The following is a 24,249-nucleotide window of genomic DNA, read 5'->3' as shown; positions in this document are numbered from 1 at the left end:
GGCCTGGAAAAACCGCAAGGATCCCATGCCCGGCCCAATGACGTCACCTCACCGATCATTCCCCCTGCGCCTTGAGCGTGGCTTCAACCTCCTCCGGCACCTTGACGAAAATCGTGTACTTGCCGCCCTCCATGGCTTCAAACGCAATCAGCTTTTCCACCAACAGCGCGCTGAGCACCTTGCCGGCATTGAGCAGCAGCATGCCGTTATCGGCATTGAGGTTGCGCGCCAGAATCATCCCCGCCGCCAGATCCCGAGTGGACAGCACCTTGACCGACGGATCTGCCAGCGTCACGTCGCTGAGGAACGCGGCACACACCTGAATGAAATCCTCGACCAGATCGGGATCGTACAAACGTCCGGCGTACTGGCGCAGGTACAGCAGCGCTTCATCGCTGTTCATCTGCCGCTCAAGGATCAGACCGCGCTGCAACTCGACGAAATCCACCGCCAGTTTCAGCAAGCGTGAACCGAACGGAATGCCCTCGCCCTTGAGCCGGTCGGGAAAGCCGCTGCCGTCCCAACGCTCCTGATGATGCAGGATCAGACGCGCCGCATCCTTCATCGGGTCCAGGGTCATGAGCAACGATTCGCTCTGCTTCGGATAGCTGCGATAGCGCTCGCGTTCGGTATGGCGCAGCAGATCCGAGGGCGTGGTCATCATCGCGTCGGTCCAGCTCAGTTTGCCAATGTTGTACAACGCCGCCGCCATGGTCAGATCACGGCTGGTGGCCTCGTCCAGCCCATGCTGTTTGCAGTAGCTGCGCACCAGTTCGATGATCTGCCGGTTGGTCTGTTTGGCAGGTGGCAAGCGCAGATTGGCCAGCAACGAAAACACTTCAGTACCGGTGACATAGCTGTGCTTGAGCTCTTCGTACGCCAGATCGAGCATGTCGGCGGTTTGCTGCAGTTCGGCGGTGCGCGCTGCGACATGCTTTTCCAAAGTGCTGTTAAGCAGTTTGAGCTGATCGTTCTGCACCCGGGTCAAGCGCTCCAGCCGTTGGCGCTCCTGCTCGGAATGCTGGTGTTCGAGGGACTGGCGCAGAATCAGCAACAGCTCTTCGTCATTCCACGGCTTGCTGATGTACCGGTGAATCTGCCCGTCATTGATGGCTTTGATGATCGCCGCCGGGTCGGCATAGCCGGTGAGCATGATCCGCGCCGTCGCCGGAAAACGTTCACGGACATGCGCCAGCAACGAAGCACCGTCCATGCCCGGCATCCGCGCATCGCTCATCACCAGGTTGACCGGCTGCTGCGCGAGGATCTCCAGCGCCTGAGCGCCGCTGGTGGCCAACAGCAGATCGTAGGGTTGGCCGCGTAACAGGCGGCGCAGGCTGTTGAGGATCGACTCCTCGTCATCGACCAGCAGCACTGTGGGTCGATGCGCCGGCAGCGGCGCGGATGGCTCTTCCATGGCATGGCCTCAAGCAAACAGGGAAATTACGACGCACCAAGCCAACACTTCGCCGGTCCGCGCCTGAGTCCAAGGCTAGATGATTTTGGCCGGCATTCACGCCGATCTTTGTCCGGGGCCGAAAGCGCAGTGCCGGGGAGCCGACTATGCTGAAGGCAGCGCAAGACTCCATCGGCTGATACAAACAGGCAAATGGCGAGGGAAAAGGATGCCCCGGATCACCACAGCATGCCTCCCCACGGGTGGCGCGACATGACAGCGCCAACCGTGCACATCAATCGCCGCGTGCTGATCGTTGACGACAGCCCGGCGATCCATGGCGATTTCGCCAAGATTCTCAGCCCGGTCATCCCCGGTGACGATGGTTTGGGCGAAACCGAGAGCCTGCTGTTCGGCACGCCGTCCGCACCACAAACCCAACATTTCGAACTGGATTCGGCGTTTCAGGGCCGCGAAGCCCTGGAAAAACTTGAGGCCGCGCTGGCGCAAAACCGCCCCTACGCCATGGCCTTCATCGACATGCGCATGCCACCGGGCTGGGATGGTCTGGAGACCATTGAACGGCTGTGGCAGGTCGACCCCAAGCTGCAAGTTGCGCTGTGCACGGCCTATTCCGATTATTCCTGGGAAGACATCGACCGGCGTCTGGCGCTGAACGACCGCTTGCTGATTTTGAAAAAGCCCTTCGACGCCATCGAGATCCGCCAGATGGCCAGCGCCCTTACGGTCAAATGGCAGATGACCGAAGACGCTGAACTGAAGATGAGCCTGCTGGAAGCTGCGGTGCAGGAGCGCACCCGGGAGCTGTCCGACGCCAATGTGATCGTGCAGAACAGCCCGACCATTCTTTACCGTCTGCGCGGCGAACCCTCGTTTGCGCTGATGTACATCTCCCACAACATCACCCGTTACGGCCATGTCGCCGCCGACCTGGTGGGTTCGCCCGACTGGGCGCAGGCACTGATTCATCCGGACGATCAGGCGAACGTCGATGCGGCCATGGCCCGGGTGCTGGATCGGCATGCGTCGGGCGCGTCCATCGAGTTCCGCATGCGCACAGGCCAGGGCACCTGGCGCTGGGTGGAGAACCGCTACATCCCGGTGCGCGATGATGACGGCCGTCTGCTGGAAGTCGAAGGCATCATCCTCGACATCACCGAGCGCCGCCTGGCCGAGGACAAACTGGCCTTGCTCGCCCGCTCCGATGGCCTCACGGGGCTGGCCAATCGCGCCACGCTGATCGAGCGCCTGCATCAAGCGTTCGCCGCCGCGCGACGGGGCGCCATGCCGTTCGCGGTGTTCTACCTGGACCTCGACCATTTCAAGCGGATCAATGACACCTTCGGCCACCCGGTGGGCGATCTGCTGTTGCAGGAAGTCGCCCGGCGCATCAAGTCCGATGTCCGCGAAAGTGACGTAGTGGCGCGCCTGGGCGGTGACGAATTCGCGATCCTGCAACTGGACGTCAGCGACCCGACCCAATCGGCCGCGATGGCCGCCAAGATTCGCGACACGCTGCTGGCGCCCTACCACCTGGCCGGTAATGCGCTGCATATTTCGGTGAGCATCGGCATCAGCAGTTACAGCGACCTCAGCCTCGATGCCGACGCGCTTCTCGGGCAAGCCGACATGGCGCTGTACCGCGCCAAGGAAATGGGCCGCAACCAGTACCACTTCCACTCCGAGGAAATCTCTCGGGAAGTGGCCGAACGCATGACTCTGGTCAGCGAATTGATGACCGCCCTTGAGGGCAATGAGCTGATGCTGCGCTATGCGCCGGAGGTCGATCTGCACAGCGGCAGGATTCTCGGCATGGAGGCACAAGTCCTCTGGCAGCATCCTCGTCGCGGCCTGCTGCAGGCCTGCGACTTCGTGCCGATTGCAGAGAAAACCGGCGCAATCATTCCGCTCGGGCGCTGGGTGCTGGATCACGCCTGCCACCAGATGCATCTGTGGCGTAACGAAGGCGTCGCGCCGCCCGTAATGGCGATCAAACTTTCGCTGGCCCAACTCAAGAGCGGCCCCGAGCTGATCTACAACGTGCTGCGCACCACCGCCCGTTGGGAACTCGCCCCTTGGGACCTGCGTTTCGATGTCACCGAGGCCACACTGGCCCAGACCAAGTGGACGCACAACGACGCGTTGCCGCGCCTGCGTGAACTGGGCGTGAGCATCGCCATCGATGATTTCGGCACCGAATACTCCTCGTTCGACTACCTGAAAACCTACCGGGTCAATCACCTCAAACTGGCGCAGAGTTTCGTCGACAGTGCCGCCCACGATGTTGCCAGTGCCAACGCCCTGCGCGCGATCGTCAACTTCGCCCGGGATCTGGACATCGACATCATTGCCGAAGGCCAGCCATCGTCGGATCAACCGTGCACGCCCCCCACCGCGCCCCCGCTGCCCAGCACCCGGGGCATGTATTTCAGCGCAGCGGTCAGCGCCGAACAAGCCGGGCATTTACTCAAGGACAGTTGCCGGCTGACACCAAAGGAGGACGAGGCATGAAAACGCCTTTTCCGCAGACCAACCGGCGCATCCTGATCATCGACGACACGCCGGCGATCCACGATGACTTTCGCAAGATCCTCGCCCCGCAGGTGACGGACGCCATCGATTTGCAGCAACTGGAGCAGACGCTGTTCGGCACCCAGCAGACGCCGCACCTGAGCTTCCAGCTCGACTCCGCCTATCAGGGCCAGGAAGCGCTGGCGCTGGTCAACCGCGCACTGGCCAGTGGCAATCCCTACGCCCTCGCCTTTATCGACATGCGCATGCCGCCCGGCTGGGATGGCCTGGAAACCATCGAGCAACTGTGGCGGGTCGACCCGAACCTGCAAATCGCCTTGTGCACGGCGTACAGCGACTACAGCTGGGAGGCGATGGCCGAACGGCTGGAGTTCGGCGATCAATTACTAATCCTGAAAAAGCCGTTCGACAGTCTGGAAATCCGTCAGATGGCCAACGCCCTGACCTGGAAATGGCAACTGGCGCAGGACGCGGCGCTGAAGATGCTCAGCCTTGAGCGGACCATCGAGGCGCGGGTGCACGAACTGCTCAAGGTCTCGCACCTGCTGCAATACGACAGCCTCACGGAGCTGCCCAACAGCACCCTGCTCGGTGATCGCCTGAGTCAGGCCATGGCCGTGTGCCGACGGCATGACAAACAATTGGTGGTGATGTTTCTCGGTCTGGATCGCTTCAAGCGCATCAACAATGCGCTGGGCCATCCGGCGGGTGACGAGATGCTCAAACGGGTCGCCCGGCAACTGTTGTCCTGCGTGCGTGATTCGGACTCGGTGTTTCGCTACGGTTCCGATGAGTTCGTGGTGATCCTCGGCGACATCAACCACCCTCAGCAAACCCACGGCATCGCGGAAAAACTCCTCGCCGCCATTCGCCTGCCGCAGACGATTGCCGGCCACGACGTCAGTGTCACCGCCAGCCTCGGCATCAGCGTCTACCCCGAAGACGGCCTCGAAGCCACCGAGCTGATCAAGAAAGCCGAGACCGCGATGCGCAACGTCAAGGAACAGGGGCCTGACAACATCGGCTTTTTCATCGAAGCCATGAACCAGCACGCCCGGGAACAGCACAGCATCGAGTCGGGCATTCGCCGCGCCCTGCAGGCGCATGAGTTCGTCCTGCACTACCAGCCGAAAATCGACCTGCGCAGTGCCAAAGTGGTGGGTGCCGAAGCACTGCTGCGCTGGCAGAAACCCGGGCATGGCTGGGTCTATCCGTCGGACTTCATCCCGGTGGCCGAGGACAGCGGCCTGATCGTGCCGTTGAGCAAATGGGTACTGGCTGAAGCTTGTCGTCAGACCCGTGCCTGGCAACTGGCCGGACTGCCGCCGATCCGCATGTCGGTCAACACGTCACCCATCGATTTTCGCCAGCGTGACTTCGTCGCTGGCATCGAGCGCGTCCTGGAGCAGACAGGTCTGGCGCCCGAGTGGCTGGAGCTGGAAATCACCGAAGGCGTGCTGATGCAAAACGTCGAGGCGACGATGACGGCGCTCAATCGCCTGAAAACGCTGGGCACGCGTCTGGCCATTGATGACTTCGGCACCGGCTATTCCAGCCTGAGCTACTTGAGGCGATTTCCCATCGATGTGCTGAAGATCGACCAATCATTCATTCGCAACCTGTGCAACGACCGCAACGATGCCGCGCTGGTGAGCGCCATCATCAACCTGGGCAAGAGTCTGGAACTGGACGTCATCGCCGAAGGCATCGAAACCGCTGACCAACTCGCTTTTCTCAAGGCCCATCACTGCGAAGAAGGCCAGGGCTACTTTTTCAGCGAAGCCCTGCCCGCAGACGCATTTGCGCGGTTGCTGGCCGGTACGCAACCTGCGCCCTGGACGATTGAATGATCACTGTGAAACCGGCCTTGAGTCAGGGAGACAAATGCCGATGAGCCTTTTCCATCACGCTGTCGCGTTGCTGCTGTGCGGAGTCTGTATCGGCGCCAGTGCCGAGCCGCTGGACGAGCCGCTCAAACCGCTGCCCGCGGTGCCGCAGCAGGATCCCCGGCGCGTGGAACTCGGTCGACGGCTATTCCACGAGCCACGTTTGTCGATCAACAACACGCTGTCCTGCGCCAGTTGCCATCAACTGGACAAGAACGGTGCCGACAGCCGCGCCTTGTCGCTGGGCTTCGACGGCAAACCGGTGGCCGTCAACACACCGACCGTGTTCAACGCGGCCCTCAATTTCCGTCAGTTCTGGGATGGCCGCGTCGAAACGCTGGAGAAACAGAGCAACGTCGTCATCACCAGCCCCCATGAAATGGGCAGCGACTGGCGCACCGTGATCGAACGCATCGGCAACGACCCCGACTATCGTCGTGATTTCGCCGCCACCTACCCGGACGGCGTGACCCAGGCCAACGTCCAGCAGGCGCTGGCCAGTTTTGAACGCACCTTGCTGACGCCCAACTCACGCTTCGATCAATACCTGCTCGGCAACACCGACATCCTCACTCTGGAGGAAAAGTACGGTTACCAGCGCTTCAAGGAGTACGGCTGCATTGCCTGCCATCAGGGGGTCAACATCGGCGGCAACATGTTCCAGAAATTCGGCGTGTTCGGCGATTACATTGCCGATCGCGGCAACCCGACCGTGGCCGACCAGGGCCGCTTCAACGTCACCGCCGATGAAGCAGACCGGGCCGTGTTCAAAGTGCCGAGCCTGCGCAATGTCGCGATCACCGCGCCGTACTTTCACGACGGATCGGCCCCTACCCTCGAAAGCGCTGTGGATGTGATGTTCCAGTACCAGTTGGGGCGCATGCCGAGCGCTGAGGACAAACGGCTGATCATGCTGTTTCTCACAACCCTGACCGGCCAACGGGAAGTCCAGCCATGATCAACATTTCGCGGCGACGCAGCCTGTTGTTGCTGACCCTGGTGGCCCTGGCGCTGGCCTCGATCCTGCTGTTCCTGTACTTCAAGTCCAGCTCTGACCAGAGCATGACGTACACCGAATCGCGGGATCTGATCCGGCAGATCAAACAGCAGAACTCGCTGTGGGAAAACGAACTCCTCAAGGCGCGGGTGGCGCTCACCCACAACTACGATCCGCTGGTGTCACCGATGAACGAAATGAACCGGCTCTGGGCACGCTTCGATGCGATCGAGTCCGGACATGGGCGCAACGACTCGGCGCAATGGAACGACGCTCACGAAAGTTTCCGGCAGGCGATGCAGGAAAAGACTCGTCTGGTCGAACAGTTCAAATCGCACAACGCGCTGTTGCGCAACTCTCTGGCCTTTTTGCCCACTGCTGAAGACGACATCCAACAGCAACTGGCCAGCCTGTCGGACTTCGATAAATTGCAGCTGCAAAACATCACCACCGACACCTACGACCTGCTGCTCAGCGCCCTCGAATTCGCCCAGGTCACCTCCGACGACCGGGCCGCCGACATCGAGGTCGGCCTGAACAAACTGAAGGTCAATGCACAACGCCTGCCGCTCGCGTTTCAGACCCCGATCAGAATCATGAGCAGCCATATTTCGCTGATTGCGCGCGAGCAGCCAGTGGTCAATCAGTTGCTCGAAAGCATCGAAAACATCCCCGTGGCCGACAGCCTCGACAACATCACCACCATGCTCGATCGCGATCAGCAGCGCGCCGATCAGGTCGACCGGCAGTACCACTTCTACCTGCTGCTGTTTTCGGTCTTGCTGGTGTTGTCACTGGTGTGGCTGGCCATTCGTTTGATCGGCAGTTTCGCCGAAATCAATCGGGTCAATAACGCCCTGCAAACGGCCAACGATGCACTGGAACAAAGAGTCGAAGAACGCACCCGGGAACTGCGGGACGCCCAGAGCGAACTGCTCGACGCGGCACGTCAGGCCGGCATGGCGGAAATCGCCACCAATGTGCTGCACAACGTCGGCAACGTGCTCAACAGCGTGAACATCTCCAGCGACCTGATTACGCGCAAGCTGCGCAACAGCAAGGCCCAAGGCCTGGGCAAGGCCATGCAACTGATCAACGAACACCCGGATGACCTCGGCGTGTTCCTCAGCGAAGACGCCAAGGGCAAATTGCTCCCCGGCTACCTCAACCAATTGGTGGTCGCCATTACCCAGGAACAGCAGGAAATGCTCGACGAGTTGAACCAGATGAACAAAAGCGTCGACCACATCAAAGACATCGTCGCCACCCAGCAATCCTATGCCGGCGCCAACAGCATGACCGAACCGCTGTTCATCAACGAATTGCTCGAAGACGCGTTGCGCATGAACGCCGGGGCACTCACCCGGCACCACGTCACGGTGGTCCGGGAGTACGCTGACGTGCCGCAGGTGATGGGCGACAAACACCGTTTGCTGCTGATCCTGATCAACCTCATCAGCAACGCCAAATACGCCATGTCCGACCTCAGCAACCGCCCCCGGACCATGACCCTGGCGGTCAAAATTGTCGATGACAACTTCCTTGAAATCAGCGTCAAGGATGACGGCGAAGGCATTTCGCCGGAAAACATGACGCGGATCTTTGCCCACGGTTTCACCACCCGCAAGGAAGGCCACGGTTTCGGTCTGCACAGTTGCGCCCTGGCCGCCATCGAGATGAACGGCCACCTCACCGCGCACAGCGACGGCCCGGGCCAGGGTGCATTGTTCACCTTGCAGATCCCCCTGATCAGCGTCACGGAGAGCGCATGAGCGTGCTGTCGAACCGCCGCATTCTGCTGATCGACGACATGCCGTCGATCCATGAAGACTTTCGCAAGATTCTCGCGCCGCCGGCGGCGCAATCCGTGGAACTGGACGAGATGGAAGCAGCACTGTTTGGCGCTCAGGTGCGCGCCGAACGTCCGCCGTTCGAGCTGGACTCGGCCTATGGCGGCGAGGAAGGCCTGGGCAAGCTGAACCAGGCCTTGGCGGAACAACGCCCCTATGCGCTGGCCTTTGTCGACATGCGCATGCCCGACGGCTGGGACGGCGCGAAAACCATCGAGCATCTGTGGCAGCAGGATCCGCAGTTGCAAGTGGTGGTCTGCACTGCCTACTCGGATTATTCCTGGGATGAACTGCTGGAGCGTCTGCAGGCGCATGACCGCTTGCTGATTCTGAAGAAGCCCTTCGACAACATCGAAGTGCAGCAGATGGCCAACACCCTGCTGACCAAGTGGCAGATGACCGAACGCGCGTCATTGCAAATGCATCATCTGGAGCATCTGGTCGATCAGCGCACGGCCCAGTTCAAACAGGCCAGCGAAGACCTGCAGCGGGAAATCGATGAGCGTAAGCAACTGGAAAGTCAGCTGGTACAGTCGGAAAAACTCGCCTCACTGGGGCAAATGGCGGCGGGCGTGGCCCATGAAATCAACAACCCGATCGGCTTCATCTCCTCCAACCTCGGCACCCTCGACGGCTACTTCAAACAATTGCTCAGCGTACTCGATGCCTGGCAGACGCTTGGGCCAACACCAGACAGCGAATCCGTGGCGCGGCTTGAGCAATTGCGCAAAGACGCCGATCTGGATTTTCTCCTCGAAGACATTCCGGTACTGATCCGCGAATCCAAGGAAGGCATTGGCCGGGTCGGGCAGATCGTCAAGGACCTGAAGGATTTCTCCCGGGTCGATAGCCAGCAGCAATGGCAGTGGGCCAATCTGCAACAAGGCATCGAGTCGACCCTGAACATTGTCGCCAGTGAACTCAAGTACAAGGCCGACCTGATCAAGGAGTACCAGCCCCTGCCGGACATCGAATGCCTGCCGTCGCAAATCAATCAGGTGATCATGAATCTGGTGGTCAATGCGGCGCAGGCCATGGGCCCCGAACGCGGCACCATCACCTTGCGCACCGGGCAACAACAAGACACGGCGTGGGTGGAAGTCGCGGACACCGGCGCGGGGATTGCGCCGGACATCCTGCAGAAAATCTTCGATCCGTTCTTCACCACCAAACCCGTCGGCCAGGGCACCGGGCTGGGCCTGTCCCTGTCCTACGGCATTGTAAAAAAGCACGGTGGCGACATTTCGGTACGCAGCGAACCCGGGGTGGGCACGACCTTTCGCATCGAGTTGCCGATGCGCCAGAACCGGCCCGCGGCCTGAAGACGCCTCAGGTCGCTTGCTGAAAGTCCATTTCCGGTGGCTGGCGACGGAAACCACCGGTGAGTACTGCCAGGTAAACAACGCCGATCGCCAGCCAGCTCAAGCCCAGGTACACCGCCAGGTGATCGAGGCTGACCATCAGCCACAAGTCCGCCACCAGCCCGATCAACGGGCAGAGCAGAAACAGCAGCAGCTCGCGCGGGCCTTTTTTCTCACCGCCGATCCAGTAATGAAAGATCACCGAGAGATTGACCAGGCTGAACGCCAGAAACGCGCCGAAGTTAATGAACGAGGTCGAAGTGGTCACGTCGAGTTTCAGCGCCAGCAACGCCACCACGGCGCAGAGCAGGATGCTGTTGACCGGTGTGCCGAAGCGCGCGTGCAAGGTGCCGAAGAACGACTTGGGCAACACGCCGTCGCGGCCCATGGCGAACAGCAGCCGAGAGCCACTGGCTTGCGCCGACAGCCCCGAGGCGAACTGGCCGACAATCAGGCCGATGAGGAAGATCGAGACGAACAGATCGCCGCCGATGTTGCGGGCGATTTCATAGGCGGCGGAGTCGACGCTGTCGAACTGGAACGATGGATGGGCGATCTGCACAAAGTATGAAACGCCAACGAAGATCAGCCCGCCGATCAAGGTGATCAACATGATCGCGCGCGGGATGGTGCGGCGTGGATCGCGGGTTTCTTCGGTCAGCGTGCTGACCGCATCGAAACCGAGGAACGAGTAGCAGGCGATGGCCGCGCCGCTCATGATCAGCGGCATCTGCATGTCGCCGTTGAAGAACGGCTTGATCGACCACAACGGCGTGCTCGCCTCGCCACCGATGTAGTGCACGCACAGCGCGACGAAAGCGATCAGCACGAGGAACTGCACCAGCATCAGCAAGGCGTTGATGCCGTTGGCCAGTTTCAGGCCAATGATGTTGATCGCGCTGGTGATGCCGATAAAGCCCAGCACCCAGATCCATTGCGGGATCGACGGGAATGCCGAGGCCAGATAAGCCGCGCCGATCAGCCAGATCGCCATGGGCAGAAACAGGTAATCGAGCAACACCGCCCAACCGGCGATAAAGCCAAGTTTCGGGCTGATTGCCTTGCGCACGTAGCTATAGGCGGAACCGGCGACGGGGAATGCAGCGGCCATGCGCCCGTAACTCATAGCGGTGAAGAACATCGCCACCAGCGCCGCCAGATACGCGGCGGGGACCATGCCGGCGGTGGACTGGGCGAGGATGCCGAAGGTGCCGAGGACGATGATCGGCGTCATGTAGGCGATGCCGAACAGCACCACCGCCCCTAATGAAAGGGTGCGTTGCAAACGAGCCATGGGCGACTTACTCCGAATGTTATTGGATTTATGGCAGAGCCGGGTTCGGCGAATGTTTTCGGGTGTGGCTGATCGTTCCCACGCTCTGTGTGGGAATGCCTCATTGGACGCTCTGCGTCCGCTCTTGGGACGTGGAGCGTCCCGGGCTGCATTCCCACGAAGAGCGTGGGAACGATCGGGTAAAACCTGAGTTCGACCCGCTGCTTCTGGTCGGCGTAACTCGAACAATCAACTCGATCAGTCCCCTCTCCCTCCGGGAGAGGGCTAGGGTGAGAGCAGCGGTCAACGGCGTGGAATCAACAATTCGCGAACACCATCACCGTGCTCCAGCACCTCCCCCGGCAACTTCAAGCGCTGATCATCCAGATAGCGGTAATCCCTGCGCGCAATCTCCAACCGCGCGAAATCCAGTTCAACGCTGAACGTCCCTTCCTCACGCCCGGCCTCGAACAGCAACGTCCCCAGCGGATCGACCAGCGCACTGCCACCGGCAAACATCAAACCGTCATCCCCCGCCTCGACGCGATTGACCATCAACGCAAAGGCCTGATTCTCCTGGGCACGGGCCATGATCGCGGTGCGGTGAGTCGGCGCGTACGGGTCCATGTTGCCGTTAGTCACGATCAGCAACTCGGCACCCAGTTGCGCCAAGGCACGGGCCGACTCCGGAAACTCGATGTCGTAGCAGATCAGCAGGCCAACGCGCACACCGTTCCACTCACAGGTCGCGTAACGGTCACCGGCCTCGAACACGCCGCGATCCGACGCCCACAGATGAGTCTTGCGGTATTTCAGGGCAATGCCTTCAGGGGTGATCAGCAACGTGGTGTTGTAGAAGCGACCGTTGTCGTTCTCGGCCATGCCGATCACCACGGCGATGTCGCGTTCACGCGCCGCGGCCCGCACCGCGCTGACGGTCGGGCCGTCGAGCGGTTCGGCGGTTTGCGCCACGGTTTCGGCCGTCGGGAAGCCCATCAGGTGGGTCTCCGGGAACACGATCAATTGCGTGTCGGCCGCACACGCGGCAATCGCTGCCAGCGCGCGTTCGAGGTTGTAGGCCGTGGCATTGTCACGGCCTGCCAATTGCGCGAGTTCGACTTTCATGGGAATTCCTTGTGATAAGCGGCGGGCGCTGAAAGATTGCCCGGTGGCTGTCTGTGGGCCAGTATGCGCAGCAAGCAGCCGGCCAGGGAATTACGCGGCTGGGGTAACCCGATAGGGGTAGATCAATGACACTTTCGTTTGACGACATCACCTGGCACCGCGCCGTCGGGCAATTGATCGACGCGCTGGACAAGCCGAATTTCTGGGCGCAACTGGTGCGTCTGCTCGATCAATACGTGCCGTTCGATAGCTGGGTGGCGCTGCTGTTCAGCGCCGATCAACACCCGCAAGTGTTCGCCGAATGCCCCGGCGAGGACGGCAATCCTGACCCGTTGTTTCAGGATTATCTGCGTGGTCTGTACCTGCTCGACCCGTTCTACATCGCCTGCCGCGAGCAAACCCGCACCGGCCTGTATCGCCTCTCGGAAGTGGCGCCGGAGCATTTCGAACTGACCGAGTATTACCAGCGATACTTTCGTCTGAATGTCGTGGCCGATGAAATCCAGTTCAATTGTCAGCTCGAAGGTGAGCGCACGTTGTGTCTGTCGCTGGGCAGTGAAAAACGTTTCACTGGCGAACAGATTGCCCTGCTGTCATTGATTCAGCCCTGGGTGCTGGGTTTGTTGCGCCAACGACTACCCTATGAGATCAACGAAACCGTGGCCCTCGCCGCCCCTGCCCGGGCTGACTGGCGGGTGCAACTGGAGGCGTCGGTGCAGCAACTCAAGGGCGCGCAGTTGACTGCCCGGGAACTGGATGTCGGGCGCTTGATGCTCAGCGGTTGCTCCAGTAAAGAAATCGCCCGTAAGCTGGAAATCTCCGTAGAAACCGTGAAAGTCCATAAGAAACACATGTACAGCAAGCTGGGAATCAAATCCCAGTCCGAGCTGTTTTCAATTTTTCTTCAGGCGCAAAACGCCTGATCGTTTGGTGAAGTTGCTTTATGTAGGAGTGAGCCTGCTCGCGATGGCGTCGGGTCAGTCAAATCATTTGTAGCTGATAGATCGCTATCGCGAGCAGGCTCACTCCTACAGGGGAATGTGTTTATCCCTCACTCTTCGCTGATTATTCCGAGTCCGAACCAAGGAAACCGTATGAGCCTGTCACTCCTGAGCCGCTACGCCTTCTTTGCCGTCTGCGTGATTTTCACCCTCGCCAGCCTGCCTTTCCTCGAACATGACTGGCTATGGCCAATCACCGCCGTCACCAGTGTACTGAGCCTGATCGGCCTGTTCGACCTGCTGCAAAGCCCGCACGCGGTACGGCGCAACTACCCGATCCTCGGCAATATCCGCTATCTGGTTGAAGGCATCCGCCCGGAGATCCGCCAGTACCTGCTGGAGTCCGACAGCGATGCCCTGCCCTTCTCCCGCGCCCAGCGCTCGCTGGTCTATTCGCGAGCGAAAAACGAAACCGCCGACAAACCGTTCGGCACACTGATCGATGTCTATCAATCCGGTTTCGAATTCATCGGCCACTCGATGCGTCCGGCGCCGCTGAGCGACCCGAGCAGTTTCCGCGTCACCGTCGGTGGCCCGCAGTGCAGTCAGCCGTACTCGGCCTCGGTATTCAACATCTCGGCGATGAGCTTCGGTTCGCTCAGCGCCAATGCCATTCGCGCGTTGAACCAAGGCGCGAAACTCGGCAACTTCGCCCACGACACCGGTGAAGGCAGCATCAGCCCGTATCACCGCGAACACGGCGGCGACCTGACCTGGGAGCTGGGCAGTGGCTACTTCGGCTGCCGCACCAGCGACGGCCGTTTCGATCCGGAACGCTTCGCCACCCAGGCGCAGAACCCGCAAGTGCGGATGATCGAAATCAAGATGAGCCAAGGCGCGAAACCCGGCCACGGCGGCATCCTGCCCAAACACAAAGTCACCAAGGAAATCGCTGAAACACGCGGCATCCTGATGGGCGAAGACTGCGTGTCGCCGTCACGTCACAGCGCGTTTTCCACGCCGATCGAAATGATGCAGTTCATCCAGCAACTGCGTGAACTGTCCGGTGGCAAACCGGTGGGCTTCAAGTTCTGCCTCGGCCATCCGTGGGAGTTCATGGGCATCGCCAAAGCCATGCTGGAAACCGGCATCCTCCCGGACTTCATCGTCGTCGACGGCAAGGAAGGTGGCACCGGCGCCGCACCGGTCGAGTTCACCGACCACATCGGCGTACCGATGCGCGAGGGCCTGCTGTTTGTCCACAACACCCTGGTCGGCCTGAACCTGCGCGACAAGATCAAACTCGGCGCCAGCGGCAAGATCGTCAGCGCCTTCGACATCGCCAGCGTGCTGGCCATCGGCGCCGACTGGGCCAACTCCGCGCGCGGCTTCATGTTCGCCATCGGCTGCATTCAATCGCAGAGCTGCCACACCAACAAATGCCCGACCGGCGTGGCGACTCAGGATGCTCTGCGCCAACGTGCACTGGTGGTGCCGGACAAGGCGCAGCGCGTGTTCAACTTCCACCGCAATACCCTCAAGGCGCTGGCAGAAATGCTTGCCGCCGCCGGTCTTGAGCATCCGTCGCAACTGTCGGCCAAGCACCTGGTGCGGCGCATGTCGGCGACCGAGATCAAATTGTTCTCGCAGTTGCATGTATTCCTGAAACCGGGGGAATTGCTCACCGGGGAAGTGAATGGCGAGTTTTACTCGCGGATGTGGCAGATGGCGCGGGCGGACAGTTTTGAGCCGCAGGAAGTGGTGGCGGCGTAACGGCCAATGCGCCAGTCTGCGCAACGGACTGGCGCGTTACTGCTGATTTTGGCGCAACAAGACAAACCGGAAAAACAGGTAGCCCGACGACAGATTGAACAGTGTGAACGACGCCACTGTGGCCAATCCATGCCAGTGCTGCGCATCGGCAAGCAAACCGATGGCAAAACTCACCCCGCCCATCCCGCCGATAAACAAAAGATAACCAAGCATCGACGTATTGCGCTCGAAGGTATACAGCACATTCACGTAAAACGAGAACGCCGCGGCCACGCAAAACGCGGCGAAATTACTCGCGGCTTGAGTCAGCCCCGCGGCGGTGCACAGGACAAAAAATATTTGCCAGTGAATCAGTCCATCGGCGAGGCCGATCACACTCAATGCAGAGAATCCTTTCATCTCGGTTCCTTGCCAAAGCCGTTTTTGGCGAACAGCCAACCTAGGTCATCACGCGCTGGCGGTCTACTGTCAGAAATTACAGGTCAAGGGTCGATTACGACGAATGGTCAGCACTTCACCCCATGGCGGTTATGTATCGCCGGGCTACGACAGTGCCAACAAAAAAGCCCCGGTCTCGCGACCGGGGCTTGGTTGATGCAGACGCTAAAACTTACGAAGCCGAACGCGCAGCACCTTGCGCTACGTTGCTCGGTTGCAGCTTGAACACGTAGAACAACACCGTCAGCAGCACCAGGAACGCAGGCCCCACATAGAGCGCCACGCGCGTGTCCGGGAAGTACGCCATCAGGCCGACCACCAGCACCAGAAACGCCAGCGCAAAGTACGAACTGACCGGGTACAGCCACATCTTGTACTTGAGGCCGGCACGTTCGCTGGCGCTCAGGCCTTTGCGGAATTTCAGTTGCGCCAGCAGGATCATCACCCAGGTCCAGATCGCGCCGAAGGTGGCAATCGAGGTCACCCAGACAAAGACTTTTTCCGGCACCAGATAGTTGAGCAGCACGCCCAGCAACAACGCACCGATCGACAGCAACAGCGCTCGACGCGGTACACCGTTATTCGAAGTCTTGGCAAAACCGGCCGGCGCCTGGCCATTCTGCGCCAGGCTGTAGAGCATACGCCCGGTGCTGAAGATACCGCCGTTGCACGACGACAATGCTGCGGTAATCACCACGAAGTTGATGATGCCGGCGGCGGTCTTGATGCCCAGACGCTCAAAGGTCATCACGAACGGACTGCCCTGCGTGCCGATTTCGTTCCACGGGTAGATCGACAGAATCACGAACAGTGCGCCGACGTAGAACAGCAGAATCCGCCAGAACACCGAGCCGATCGCATCGGGAATGGTCTTCTGCGGGTTCTTCGCTTCACCGGCGGTCAGGCCGATCATCTCCACGCCGAGGTAGGCGAACATGACCATTTGCAGGGACATCAGCACGCCGGTCACGCCGTTGGGCATGAAGCCGCCGTGGGCCCACAGGTTGGAAATCCCCAGTGCCACGCCGTCATTGCCGAACCCGAAGGCGATGATGCCGACGCCGCCGATCACCATCGCAATGATGGTGACGATCTTGATCAGGGCGAACCAGAATTCGAACTCACCGAAGGCCTTTACCGCGATCAGGTTGACCGAACCCATGCTGACCAGCGCCGCGAGAGCCCAGATCCAGCGCGGTACATCGGGAAACCAGATGCCCATGTACACGGCCACCGCGGTGATTTCCGCGACGCAGGTCACCAGCCACAGGAACCAGTAATTCCAGCCCGTGAGGAAGCCCGCCAACGGACCGAGGTAGTCTTGCGCGTAACGGCTGAACGAGCCGGCGACCGGGTTGTGCACGGCCATTTCGCCGAGAGCGCGCATGATCACCAGGATCGCCAGACCACCCAGAATGTACGACAGCATGATCGCCGGGCCGGCCATTTCGATGGCCTTGGCGGAACCTAAAAACAGACCGACGCCGATACAGGCACCGAGTGCCATCAGGCGAATATGCCGTTCGCCGAGTTCGCGTTTGAGCGGACCGCCCTGAGCGGTGTCGCCGTGAGGCAGTTGATTGCCGACTGGCATAGGGGTGCAACCTCGTCTTGTTATTGGATATGACCACCGAGTGTCGAAGCGTCGGCCGATAAGCCCTGGCTTGAAATGAAACCGCGCCGGCTTTGTGAGCAGACACGTCTTGCAGGACAGCCTGCAAGATCAGCGGGACGTGCAGTATAAAAAGCCTTTGGCAGGGCATTTCACTCTATAAATCACAAGATTAAGGGGGAGTTAGCGCTAAGAAGGCAGTTGATCGAGCAGATCAACTGGTAGCTGTAGGAAAACTCGCCACTAAAAGCGGTGGCGAGTATTGCACAACCTTGGTGCATCGTCTTTTCAACGTGGTTTTTTTATCCAGAGGAGTCCGCTATCAGGCCGCGCTGCTTTGCCGCGCTGGGTCGGTCACGGTTTTCACGACTTTGGAACCGGTTCTGATGATCTTGTTCTGAGGAAAGGCTTTCGCCTGTCGGGTTGGCTTGTCAAAAAAACCGGGATCTTTAACGGAATATTGTGCAATGGTCGGGGCACCGTACTGGGCTTGGTAGTGAAGCATCCATTCACCCGTCGTCCGCTCATATTTCATGTAGGCGAACCCCGTCAGAATCATATACGCGTTGCCGCTTTCATCATTACGCAACCCGTAATCCGGAAACTCCATGGCGGTACTCAACCCCCAACCATGTTCGTGGTCGGGTAGATCGTTGTATTGAGCAGCTTCCTTGCCCGCTTCCACGTGTCTGACGCGCAGGACATTTTCCCCCATCTGATCCACGGTAAAAGAGCAGCCGCTGAACCCGGGCGTAAACACATGATCGGGCTCACCCCATCGCGGGTGAACGGGTATGTCCACGTATCCTCCCTGAGGAGCCCAATACCCCAACAACGCATTGCTCTGATGTGGCAGTTCGTTAGGGGTGCTCCACACGCTGATGGCATTGAACTCACTGTCCACCGCGCCGGAAGTGGTCATCCGTTGCATGGAAAAAATCATCTGCCCTCCTCCTTGGGTATTGGTCATTTGCGGGTCTACGTTGAGGACATCCGACCAGAACTGCGACTTGAAAAGATCAGTGCTGACAGGAAGATGATCGAATTGTGGGGCGGCCAGAGCCTGATGAATATTCGTCGGCCTGCCCGTGAAAGGGACGAATTCAAATGGCCCCCAATCATAGGAAAGATGGCGAACATCGTTGAGCGTCACCACTTCGATCCGCGGCTCCCACAGGCCGTTGGGCAAAAGTTCGCGGCTGAAAGGCGGGCGCAGCCAAACGGGTCTGCCGGAGGTACCTGGCTGCTGTCCGCTGACAACGTCCGTTTCATGCAGATCATCGGTAATATTGCCGCCGAACAGCGACTGCGGTTGCCATTGATCCGGCGCCACTTGCCGGTATCTGCGAGGCGCAAGTTCGTTGAAAGCCGAATCGACGAGGAGGACGTCGACACTTTCCGCGTTCAGGGTGAAATCATTCTTGACCCGGTACACAGCGACCTTGCCGCGCTCATCTATATTGCGGATATAACGGCGCAGTCCATCAGCACTTTGCAAGATGCCTTTGCCTGCCGGGCTGAGACGCGCGAGTTCGGATGGTTTGACGGCATAGCGACGAAACTGCCTGTTACTGAACCCGGCCGGTGGCGGTTCAACTGATGTCGAAGGCGGCGGCAAGGCATGTTGCCATTCGCCAGCGCCATCTTGTTCAACAATCGGCTGATAAGCCTGCGGTTTGTTCGGGTGCAGAATTCTCGATTGTCCGGTGCCCGGTTCGGTGACTTTCTCGAAGACGCCGTCCTCGACCTTCACATAGTGTCTGGCGCCGACCGCAAACTGATTCTGTGGATCAGGCTCCACGTCTGCCAACGACACATCGCTTCGATAGGGTACAAGGTCAGGCTTCCACAAACGCTTCTGTCCACCGGGCATTTCAATCGGCGTGAATTCTGAATGAACGCCGGCCAGCAACGGCAGCGTCGCCACGCCAATGCCGATGTTTTCCAGCACGTCGGTGATGTGTTCCCAACCGGCTTCCCTATCGCCCTTGCTGAGATCTTCAAGCCCCTCCAGCACTTCGTCCATCAGTTGCACGGCGGACACTCCGAGCATGACCAAGCCCAATGGAGGTACGGCAAAAGACAGTACATTCAGCGCGGCCAGGCCGACTTCGAGGAATATCGCGAGCAAGGATTGCTCATCCCGCACATCGGCATCGGCATTGGACACGGCAGCGTCGCGGGCATCGCTGAAAATCCGCTGGTTGAACTCCCGCTGCAATGTTGTCCAGATGTCATAGTGCTGGACCCACGGATCACCTGAAGGGTCCAGCACCCTGAGCTGCAGAAGAAAATCGGGATCATGCTTTTGCCGACGGGTTTGATGATCCCATAGCCGCGGCTTGCCTGACGCCGTTGGAATCTCTTCGGTAAAGCTGTAGTAAAACGTCGACCGATCCCTGTAACGCAAGAACCGGCTGAAGAAATGCTGATAGGCCGTTGGCGCCTTGGGCGAGTCACTTTCAGCGCGGCGCACGAACTGTTCGGTCAATCGGGCCTTGAGTGCCGTCACTGTGGCGTAGTGCTTTACGGGATGATCGGGGTCGTCGGGAATGTAGGCGATGAAATCGTTATTGGCGAAACCGTCAACGGTCGGCAGCAGGTCATCCAGAATGCTTTCATCGTCCGGATCGGCGATCTCGAAAATGATACAGCTGTGTACGGGCAACTCATTGAAACTCAAGCTGCGATACCACAGCGTCTTACCGTCGACGTGAACAGGTTCCTGCCCTGCTGCACTCGACATCAAAGCCTCAAAATGTTCCTGGCGAATATCACCCTTACATAAGGCAATATAACTCGCAGCCCTCAGTGCTGCTTTCTGGTAATTGACGAACAGCTTATTCAGTTTGTCGCGAGCATTGCCGTCAGCCCAATGAAGTTCATTATGCAAATAGGCCTGATACTGTTTGCCGATATCCAGTTGCCTGCATAACCCGATGAACTCATGAACATCAAGTCCGACGTCGACTGTCTTTCCACCTGAAACTGTCACATAGCAATTCGGCTTGAAAAAGAACATTGCCTTTTTATCAGGCGAATGGTTATGCAGGGCGGCGTCAAGCAGCGAAGCGGGTGGAACCTGCGAGCTGTGAAAATCACTTTTACCGGACAAATCCACCTGTACCCGATTGACGTCCAGATCCAGCCCGGCGCTTTCCTTGATGACCTTTGCCAGCAATGGCGCGGCGAATTCATGAGGTGTTTGCACGGAGGCCATGGCGCTATTCAGCAACGTATGCGCCGCGACACTTTCTTCGATCAGGTGTCGCGCTTCTTCGCATTGTTTCGGCGACGCAATCTTTAACCATTGTGGCGCATCGGCATCAAATGTCTTTAACATCTCAAGGTTTTCTTTTGACATACCCAACAGTGCTGACGGCGTTGCAGCCTTAACAATATCAATATGCTCGGCAATACTGAAAACCTGACCACGAGATTCCAACATGACTTCATCCCAGACAAATAAAATTGAAGTCCGAGTTAACAACAAAACATTCAACAGGCGAAGCCCATGAGTACTACCAGACTTTAGCAACTTACATTCATATAAATAACCTTCACTGAAAAGTTACATATGTGTTTTCTTGATTCGCGGTCTCTCAAAGCGCCACGTCGCACCGCACTCTCCGTACCGGGGCTGCCAGCCGGCCCCCGATCGCACATTTTTTTCACCAGCCCCAACCACCGTCTAAGCTTCAGACAAGTCCGATCAATCTGCGTGAATGGATCAATCGACTATGGGCGCTTTGTGGCAAACCGATTCGAGTAAAGCCGTGGTTCCGACTGAACGAGTGGATGAAGCGCCTGTCCCTGAAAAACCCCGCCGCAACCGGCATGGGTGGAAGGCTTTCTGGTTGTTGCTGGTGATTATCGCGATCGTCGTGGGGCTGGCTGCGTCCAAGGAAATGCGCACTTCGCGCTTCCAGTCGCGTGAGCTCAGCCAATACGCCGCGTCGCTGACGTACACCCTCGAACCCGGTCCCAGTGAGGCCATTCGCTATCCGGGCAATGGGCCGTTCGATCTGCGCCTGGGTTACAGCTCGCTGGATGAATTCCTGCCGCGCCTGCTCAAACGCAACTACGTCATCACCGAGCAGGCGCGGTTTTCCCCGGCACTGCTCAGCTACACCGACAAAGGCCTGTTCGTGCCGTATTCGGAAAAGATTCAGGCCGGACTGTCGATCACCGATTGCCGCGCCGCACCGTTGTACAAGTACAACTACCCACAACAGCTGTATTCAAGTTTCGAATCCATCCCGCCGGTGGTGGTCAGCAGCCTGTTATTCATCGAAAACCGCTTCCTGCTCGACCCGAAACAGCCGCTGGCCAACCCGGCGGTGGACTGGCCGCGCTTCGGCATGGCCGCGTGGTCACAAGTGGCGAAATTGCTGCGCCTGCCGGGCCAGTCGGCGGGTGGCAGTACGTTAGCCACGCAATTGGAAAAGTACCGGCATTCCCCGGATGGCCTGACGGTGTCCGGCGCCGAGAAACTGCGGCAGATGATGTCGGCCAGCGTGCGCGCCTATCAGCCCGGCCCGCAAACCCTCGGGGCACGGCAGAACATCGTGCGTGACTACCTCAACAGCGTACCGCTGTCGGCGGTGCCGGGGCACGGCGAAGTGCATGGCATGGCCGAAGGCCTGCGCGTCTGGTACGGCAGCGACTTCAACCAGGCCAACGAACAACTGAACAGCCCGGCCACCGATGCGAAGACCATGGCCGCCAAAGGCCTGGCCCTGCGCGAGATGTTGTCGCTGATGATCGCCCAGCGCCGCCCTTCGCGTTACCTGACCAAGGGCCGTGAAGAGCTTGCCGAGCTTACCGACAGCCATTTGCGCCTGCTCAAACAGAACGGTGTGATCGACAACGCGCTAGCCGATGCCGCCCTTGCCAGCAAAGTCACCTACCGCGACTGGCAGACCCAGCCGACCATTCAGCCGATCGAAACAAACAAGGGCATCAGCGTTGCCCGCAGTCGTCTGGCGAGCATGCTCAACCGGCCGCTGTACGACCTCGACCGCCTCGACCTCTCGGCCACCAGCACCCTGCAGGGCGAACTGCAAACCCAGGCCACCGCTTACCTGAAGAAACTCGCCGACCCGGCCTATGCCGCCGAAATCGGCTTGCTCGGTGAACGTTTGCTGACCCCGACCAGCACCACCCAAGTGCGCTACAGCTTTACCCTCTTCGAACTGACCCCGGACGGTTCTCGCGTGCGGGTGCAGACCGATAGCACTGACCAGCCGTTCGATATCAACGAAGGCAGTAAACTCGAACTCGGCTCCACCGCGAAAATGCGCGTGCTCACCACTTACCTGCAAATCATCGCCGAACTGCACGACAAGTACGGCGCCATGAGCGTGCCGGAACTGAAGAAAGTCGAAGTCCCCGATCAGGACCGCTTGAGCCAGTGGGTCATCGATTACCTGATCCAGAACAAGGATCACGACCTGTCGAAGATGCTCGGCGCAGCCCTCGACCGCAAATACTCGGCCAGCCCCGGTGAGGCGTTTTTCACCGGCGGCGGATTGCATACATTTCACAACTTTCGCAAAGAGGACAACGGTCGCATACCGACTCTGCGCGACGCCCTGCGCGAATCGATCAACCTGCCGTTTATTCGGCTGATGCGCGATGTGGTGCGTTATGTCACTTATTCAGGGCCCAATAGCAGTGCCGAACTGCTCAAGGACGATCGCGATCCGCGCCGGCAGGAATACCTGGCAAGTTTCGCCGACCGCGAAGGCACGGCGTTCCAGCTCAAGTTCTGGAAAAAATACAGGAACAAAGACACACAGGCGCGTCTCGACACCTTCCTCGACAGCATGCGCCCGACGCCGATCCGCATGGCCGCCGTGCATCGCTACCTGCTGCCCGATGCCAGTCAGGAAGACTTCAACACGTTCGTCCGCTCGCACCTCAAAGGCACCAAGCTCACCGAAAAACTCACCGATGATCGCCTGATCCGCCTCTACGATTCCTATGGTCCCGGCAGTTACGATTTGCCCGATCAAGGCTTCATCGCCAAGGTGCATCCGCTGGACCTGTGGATGATGGGCTACTTGTTGAACCACCCGGACGCGACCTTCAGCGAGATCGTCAAGGCCAGTCACTTCGAACGTCAGGAAGTCTACAGCTGGCTGTTCAAGAGCAAGCACAAGGGCGCCCGCGACAGCCGTATTCGCACCATGCTCGAGATTGAAGCGTTCCTCGAAATTCACCAGCGCTGGCAGAAAGTCGGCTACCCGTTCGACCATCTGGTGCCGTCGCTGGCCACCGCGATTGGCAGCTCCGGTGACCGCCCTGCCGCACTGGCCGAGTTGATCGGCACCCTCCTCAATGACGGCGTGCGCATGCCGACGCTGCGCATCGACAGCCTGCATTTCGCCGCCGGCACGCCTTACGAAACGCAACTGGTCAATGACCCGCACGTGGGTAAACGAGTGATGCCGTCCGAGGTCGCCACAGCCATGCGCGAGGCACTGTCGCAAGTGGTCGACGCCGGCACGGCAAAACGTGTTTCCGGCAGTTTCAAACTGGCTGATGGCAGCCCACTGGCCATGGGTGGCAAAACCGGGACCGGTGACAACCGCATCGAAGCCATCGGTTCGGGCGGACGCATCCTCAGTTCGAAGTCGATCAACCGCACGGCGACGTTCGTTTTCTACATCGGCGATCACCACTTCGGCACCCTCACCGCGTTCGTTCCGGGGCGTTCGGCGGAGAACTTCAAGTTCACCTCGGCCCTTCCAGTGCAGGTGCTCAAGGGCATGGCGCCGATTCTGACGCCGTATCTGCAACCGGGCAGCGACTCACAGTGCAACCCGACGCAGACCGCCAGCGTGGCGATGCTCGAAGCGCCGCGCCCTACAGCGAGGTAACAAATCGTGTCGGCTTTTTCTGCATCAGGGTGACGAATTTTCGCTTCAGCGGGTGGTATTTATATATTTTTCAGATTCGAATTTTCGTCGAATTGGCGCTGCGCAAAGCCGTTTGCCTCCCGATCTTTGAACTTTTGTTTTGCCCTGCCCTGAGTAGGCT

Annotated in this window: 14 protein-coding genes; 8 read left to right on the top strand and 6 right to left on the bottom strand. The window is 59.4% G+C overall.

The features are described 5' to 3' along the window. Positions 1 to 55 precede the first annotated feature (55 nt). On the bottom strand, positions 56 to 1,417 hold the full coding sequence (nosR, locus tag AC0ZWN_RS14255) for a response regulator c-di-GMP phosphodiesterase, NosR family (RefSeq protein ID WP_095048305.1): 1,362 nt from the start codon (positions 1,415 to 1,417) through the stop codon (positions 56 to 58). Positions 1,418 to 1,669: 252 nt separating this feature from the next. On the opposite strand from nosR, the gene AC0ZWN_RS14250 reads away from it, so the two are divergent. Genes AC0ZWN_RS14250 through AC0ZWN_RS14230 form a run of 5 tightly spaced genes read left to right on the top strand, consistent with a single transcriptional unit; the run spans position 1,670 to position 10,004 of the window. Next, entirely contained in the window at positions 1,670 to 3,928 is a 2,259-nt protein-coding gene (locus AC0ZWN_RS14250) for a GGDEF/EAL domain-containing response regulator (RefSeq protein WP_476335483.1), read from the top strand. After that, positions 3,925 to 5,799 (top strand): putative bifunctional diguanylate cyclase/phosphodiesterase, encoded by a 1,875-nt coding sequence (locus AC0ZWN_RS14245; protein WP_476335482.1) that lies wholly within the window; start codon positions 3,925 to 3,927, stop codon positions 5,797 to 5,799. Before AC0ZWN_RS14250 ends, AC0ZWN_RS14245 begins: the two co-directional genes overlap by 4 nt. 40 nt (positions 5,800 to 5,839) lie before the next feature. Then, complete coding sequence (locus AC0ZWN_RS14240; RefSeq protein ID WP_476335481.1) at positions 5,840 to 6,793, top strand: cytochrome-c peroxidase; 954 nt, start codon at positions 5,840 to 5,842, stop codon at positions 6,791 to 6,793. Next, the gene (locus tag AC0ZWN_RS14235; protein ID WP_476335480.1) at positions 6,790 to 8,604 is read left to right on the top strand and encodes a DAHL domain-containing protein; all 1,815 of its coding nucleotides are present in this window, start codon (positions 6,790 to 6,792) and stop codon (positions 8,602 to 8,604) included. Before AC0ZWN_RS14240 ends, AC0ZWN_RS14235 begins: the two co-directional genes overlap by 4 nt. Beyond that, positions 8,601 to 10,004 (top strand): ATP-binding protein, encoded by a 1,404-nt coding sequence (locus tag AC0ZWN_RS14230; protein ID WP_476335479.1) that lies wholly within the window; start codon positions 8,601 to 8,603, stop codon positions 10,002 to 10,004. The genes AC0ZWN_RS14235 and AC0ZWN_RS14230 overlap by 4 nt, the downstream gene beginning before the upstream one ends. 7 nt (positions 10,005 to 10,011) lie before the next feature. Here the strand turns inward: AC0ZWN_RS14230 and AC0ZWN_RS14225 are convergent, their stop codons facing one another. Then, positions 10,012 to 11,337, bottom strand: a complete 1,326-nt coding sequence (locus tag AC0ZWN_RS14225) for an APC family permease (RefSeq protein WP_476335478.1) — start codon at positions 11,335 to 11,337, stop codon at positions 10,012 to 10,014. 282 nt (positions 11,338 to 11,619) lie between these two features. Then, positions 11,620 to 12,441, bottom strand: a complete 822-nt coding sequence (locus tag AC0ZWN_RS14220; RefSeq protein WP_476335477.1) for a carbon-nitrogen hydrolase family protein — start codon at positions 12,439 to 12,441, stop codon at positions 11,620 to 11,622. A gap of 125 nt (positions 12,442 to 12,566) precedes the next feature. Here AC0ZWN_RS14220 and AC0ZWN_RS14215 point away from each other — a divergent pair, with 125 nt between their 5' ends. Together AC0ZWN_RS14215 and AC0ZWN_RS14210 are read left to right on the top strand one after the other, a co-directional pair. After that, positions 12,567 to 13,364 (top strand): helix-turn-helix transcriptional regulator, encoded by a 798-nt coding sequence (locus AC0ZWN_RS14215; RefSeq protein WP_476335476.1) that lies wholly within the window; start codon positions 12,567 to 12,569, stop codon positions 13,362 to 13,364. Positions 13,365 to 13,535: 171 nt separating this feature from the next. After that, on the top strand, positions 13,536 to 15,155 hold the full coding sequence (locus tag AC0ZWN_RS14210) for an FMN-binding glutamate synthase family protein (protein WP_476335475.1): 1,620 nt from the start codon (positions 13,536 to 13,538) through the stop codon (positions 15,153 to 15,155). Between the two features lie 36 nt (positions 15,156 to 15,191). On the opposite strand, the gene AC0ZWN_RS14205 is transcribed toward AC0ZWN_RS14210, so the two are convergent. The 3 genes from AC0ZWN_RS14205 to AC0ZWN_RS14195 all read right to left on the bottom strand — a co-directional run bounded on the left by AC0ZWN_RS14205 (position 15,192) and on the right by AC0ZWN_RS14195 (position 20,653). Further along, positions 15,192 to 15,554: a polysaccharide synthesis protein GtrA gene (locus AC0ZWN_RS14205; RefSeq protein ID WP_093430606.1), complete on the bottom strand. Its 363-nt coding sequence runs from the start codon at positions 15,552 to 15,554 to the stop codon at positions 15,192 to 15,194. A gap of 211 nt (positions 15,555 to 15,765) precedes the next feature. Then, positions 15,766 to 17,187 carry an amino acid permease gene (locus AC0ZWN_RS14200; RefSeq protein WP_093430607.1) on the bottom strand — a complete coding sequence of 474 codons (1,422 nt, stop codon included), beginning with the start codon at positions 17,185 to 17,187 and terminating at the stop codon, positions 15,766 to 15,768. Between the two features lie 340 nt (positions 17,188 to 17,527). Continuing rightward, positions 17,528 to 20,653: a dermonecrotic toxin domain-containing protein gene (locus tag AC0ZWN_RS14195; protein ID WP_476335474.1), complete on the bottom strand. Its 3,126-nt coding sequence runs from the start codon at positions 20,651 to 20,653 to the stop codon at positions 17,528 to 17,530. A gap of 292 nt (positions 20,654 to 20,945) precedes the next feature. Here AC0ZWN_RS14195 and AC0ZWN_RS14190 point away from each other — a divergent pair, with 292 nt between their 5' ends. Continuing rightward, a complete protein-coding gene (locus AC0ZWN_RS14190; RefSeq protein WP_476335473.1) occupies positions 20,946 to 24,089 on the top strand; it encodes a transglycosylase domain-containing protein in 3,144 nt (1,047 codons plus the stop codon). Positions 24,090 to 24,249: the final 160 nt, after the last annotated feature.

The organism is Pseudomonas sp. 3B-A001-10F (genome assembly GCF_056313565.1).
This window is presented reverse-complemented; position numbering and strand designations above follow the sequence as displayed.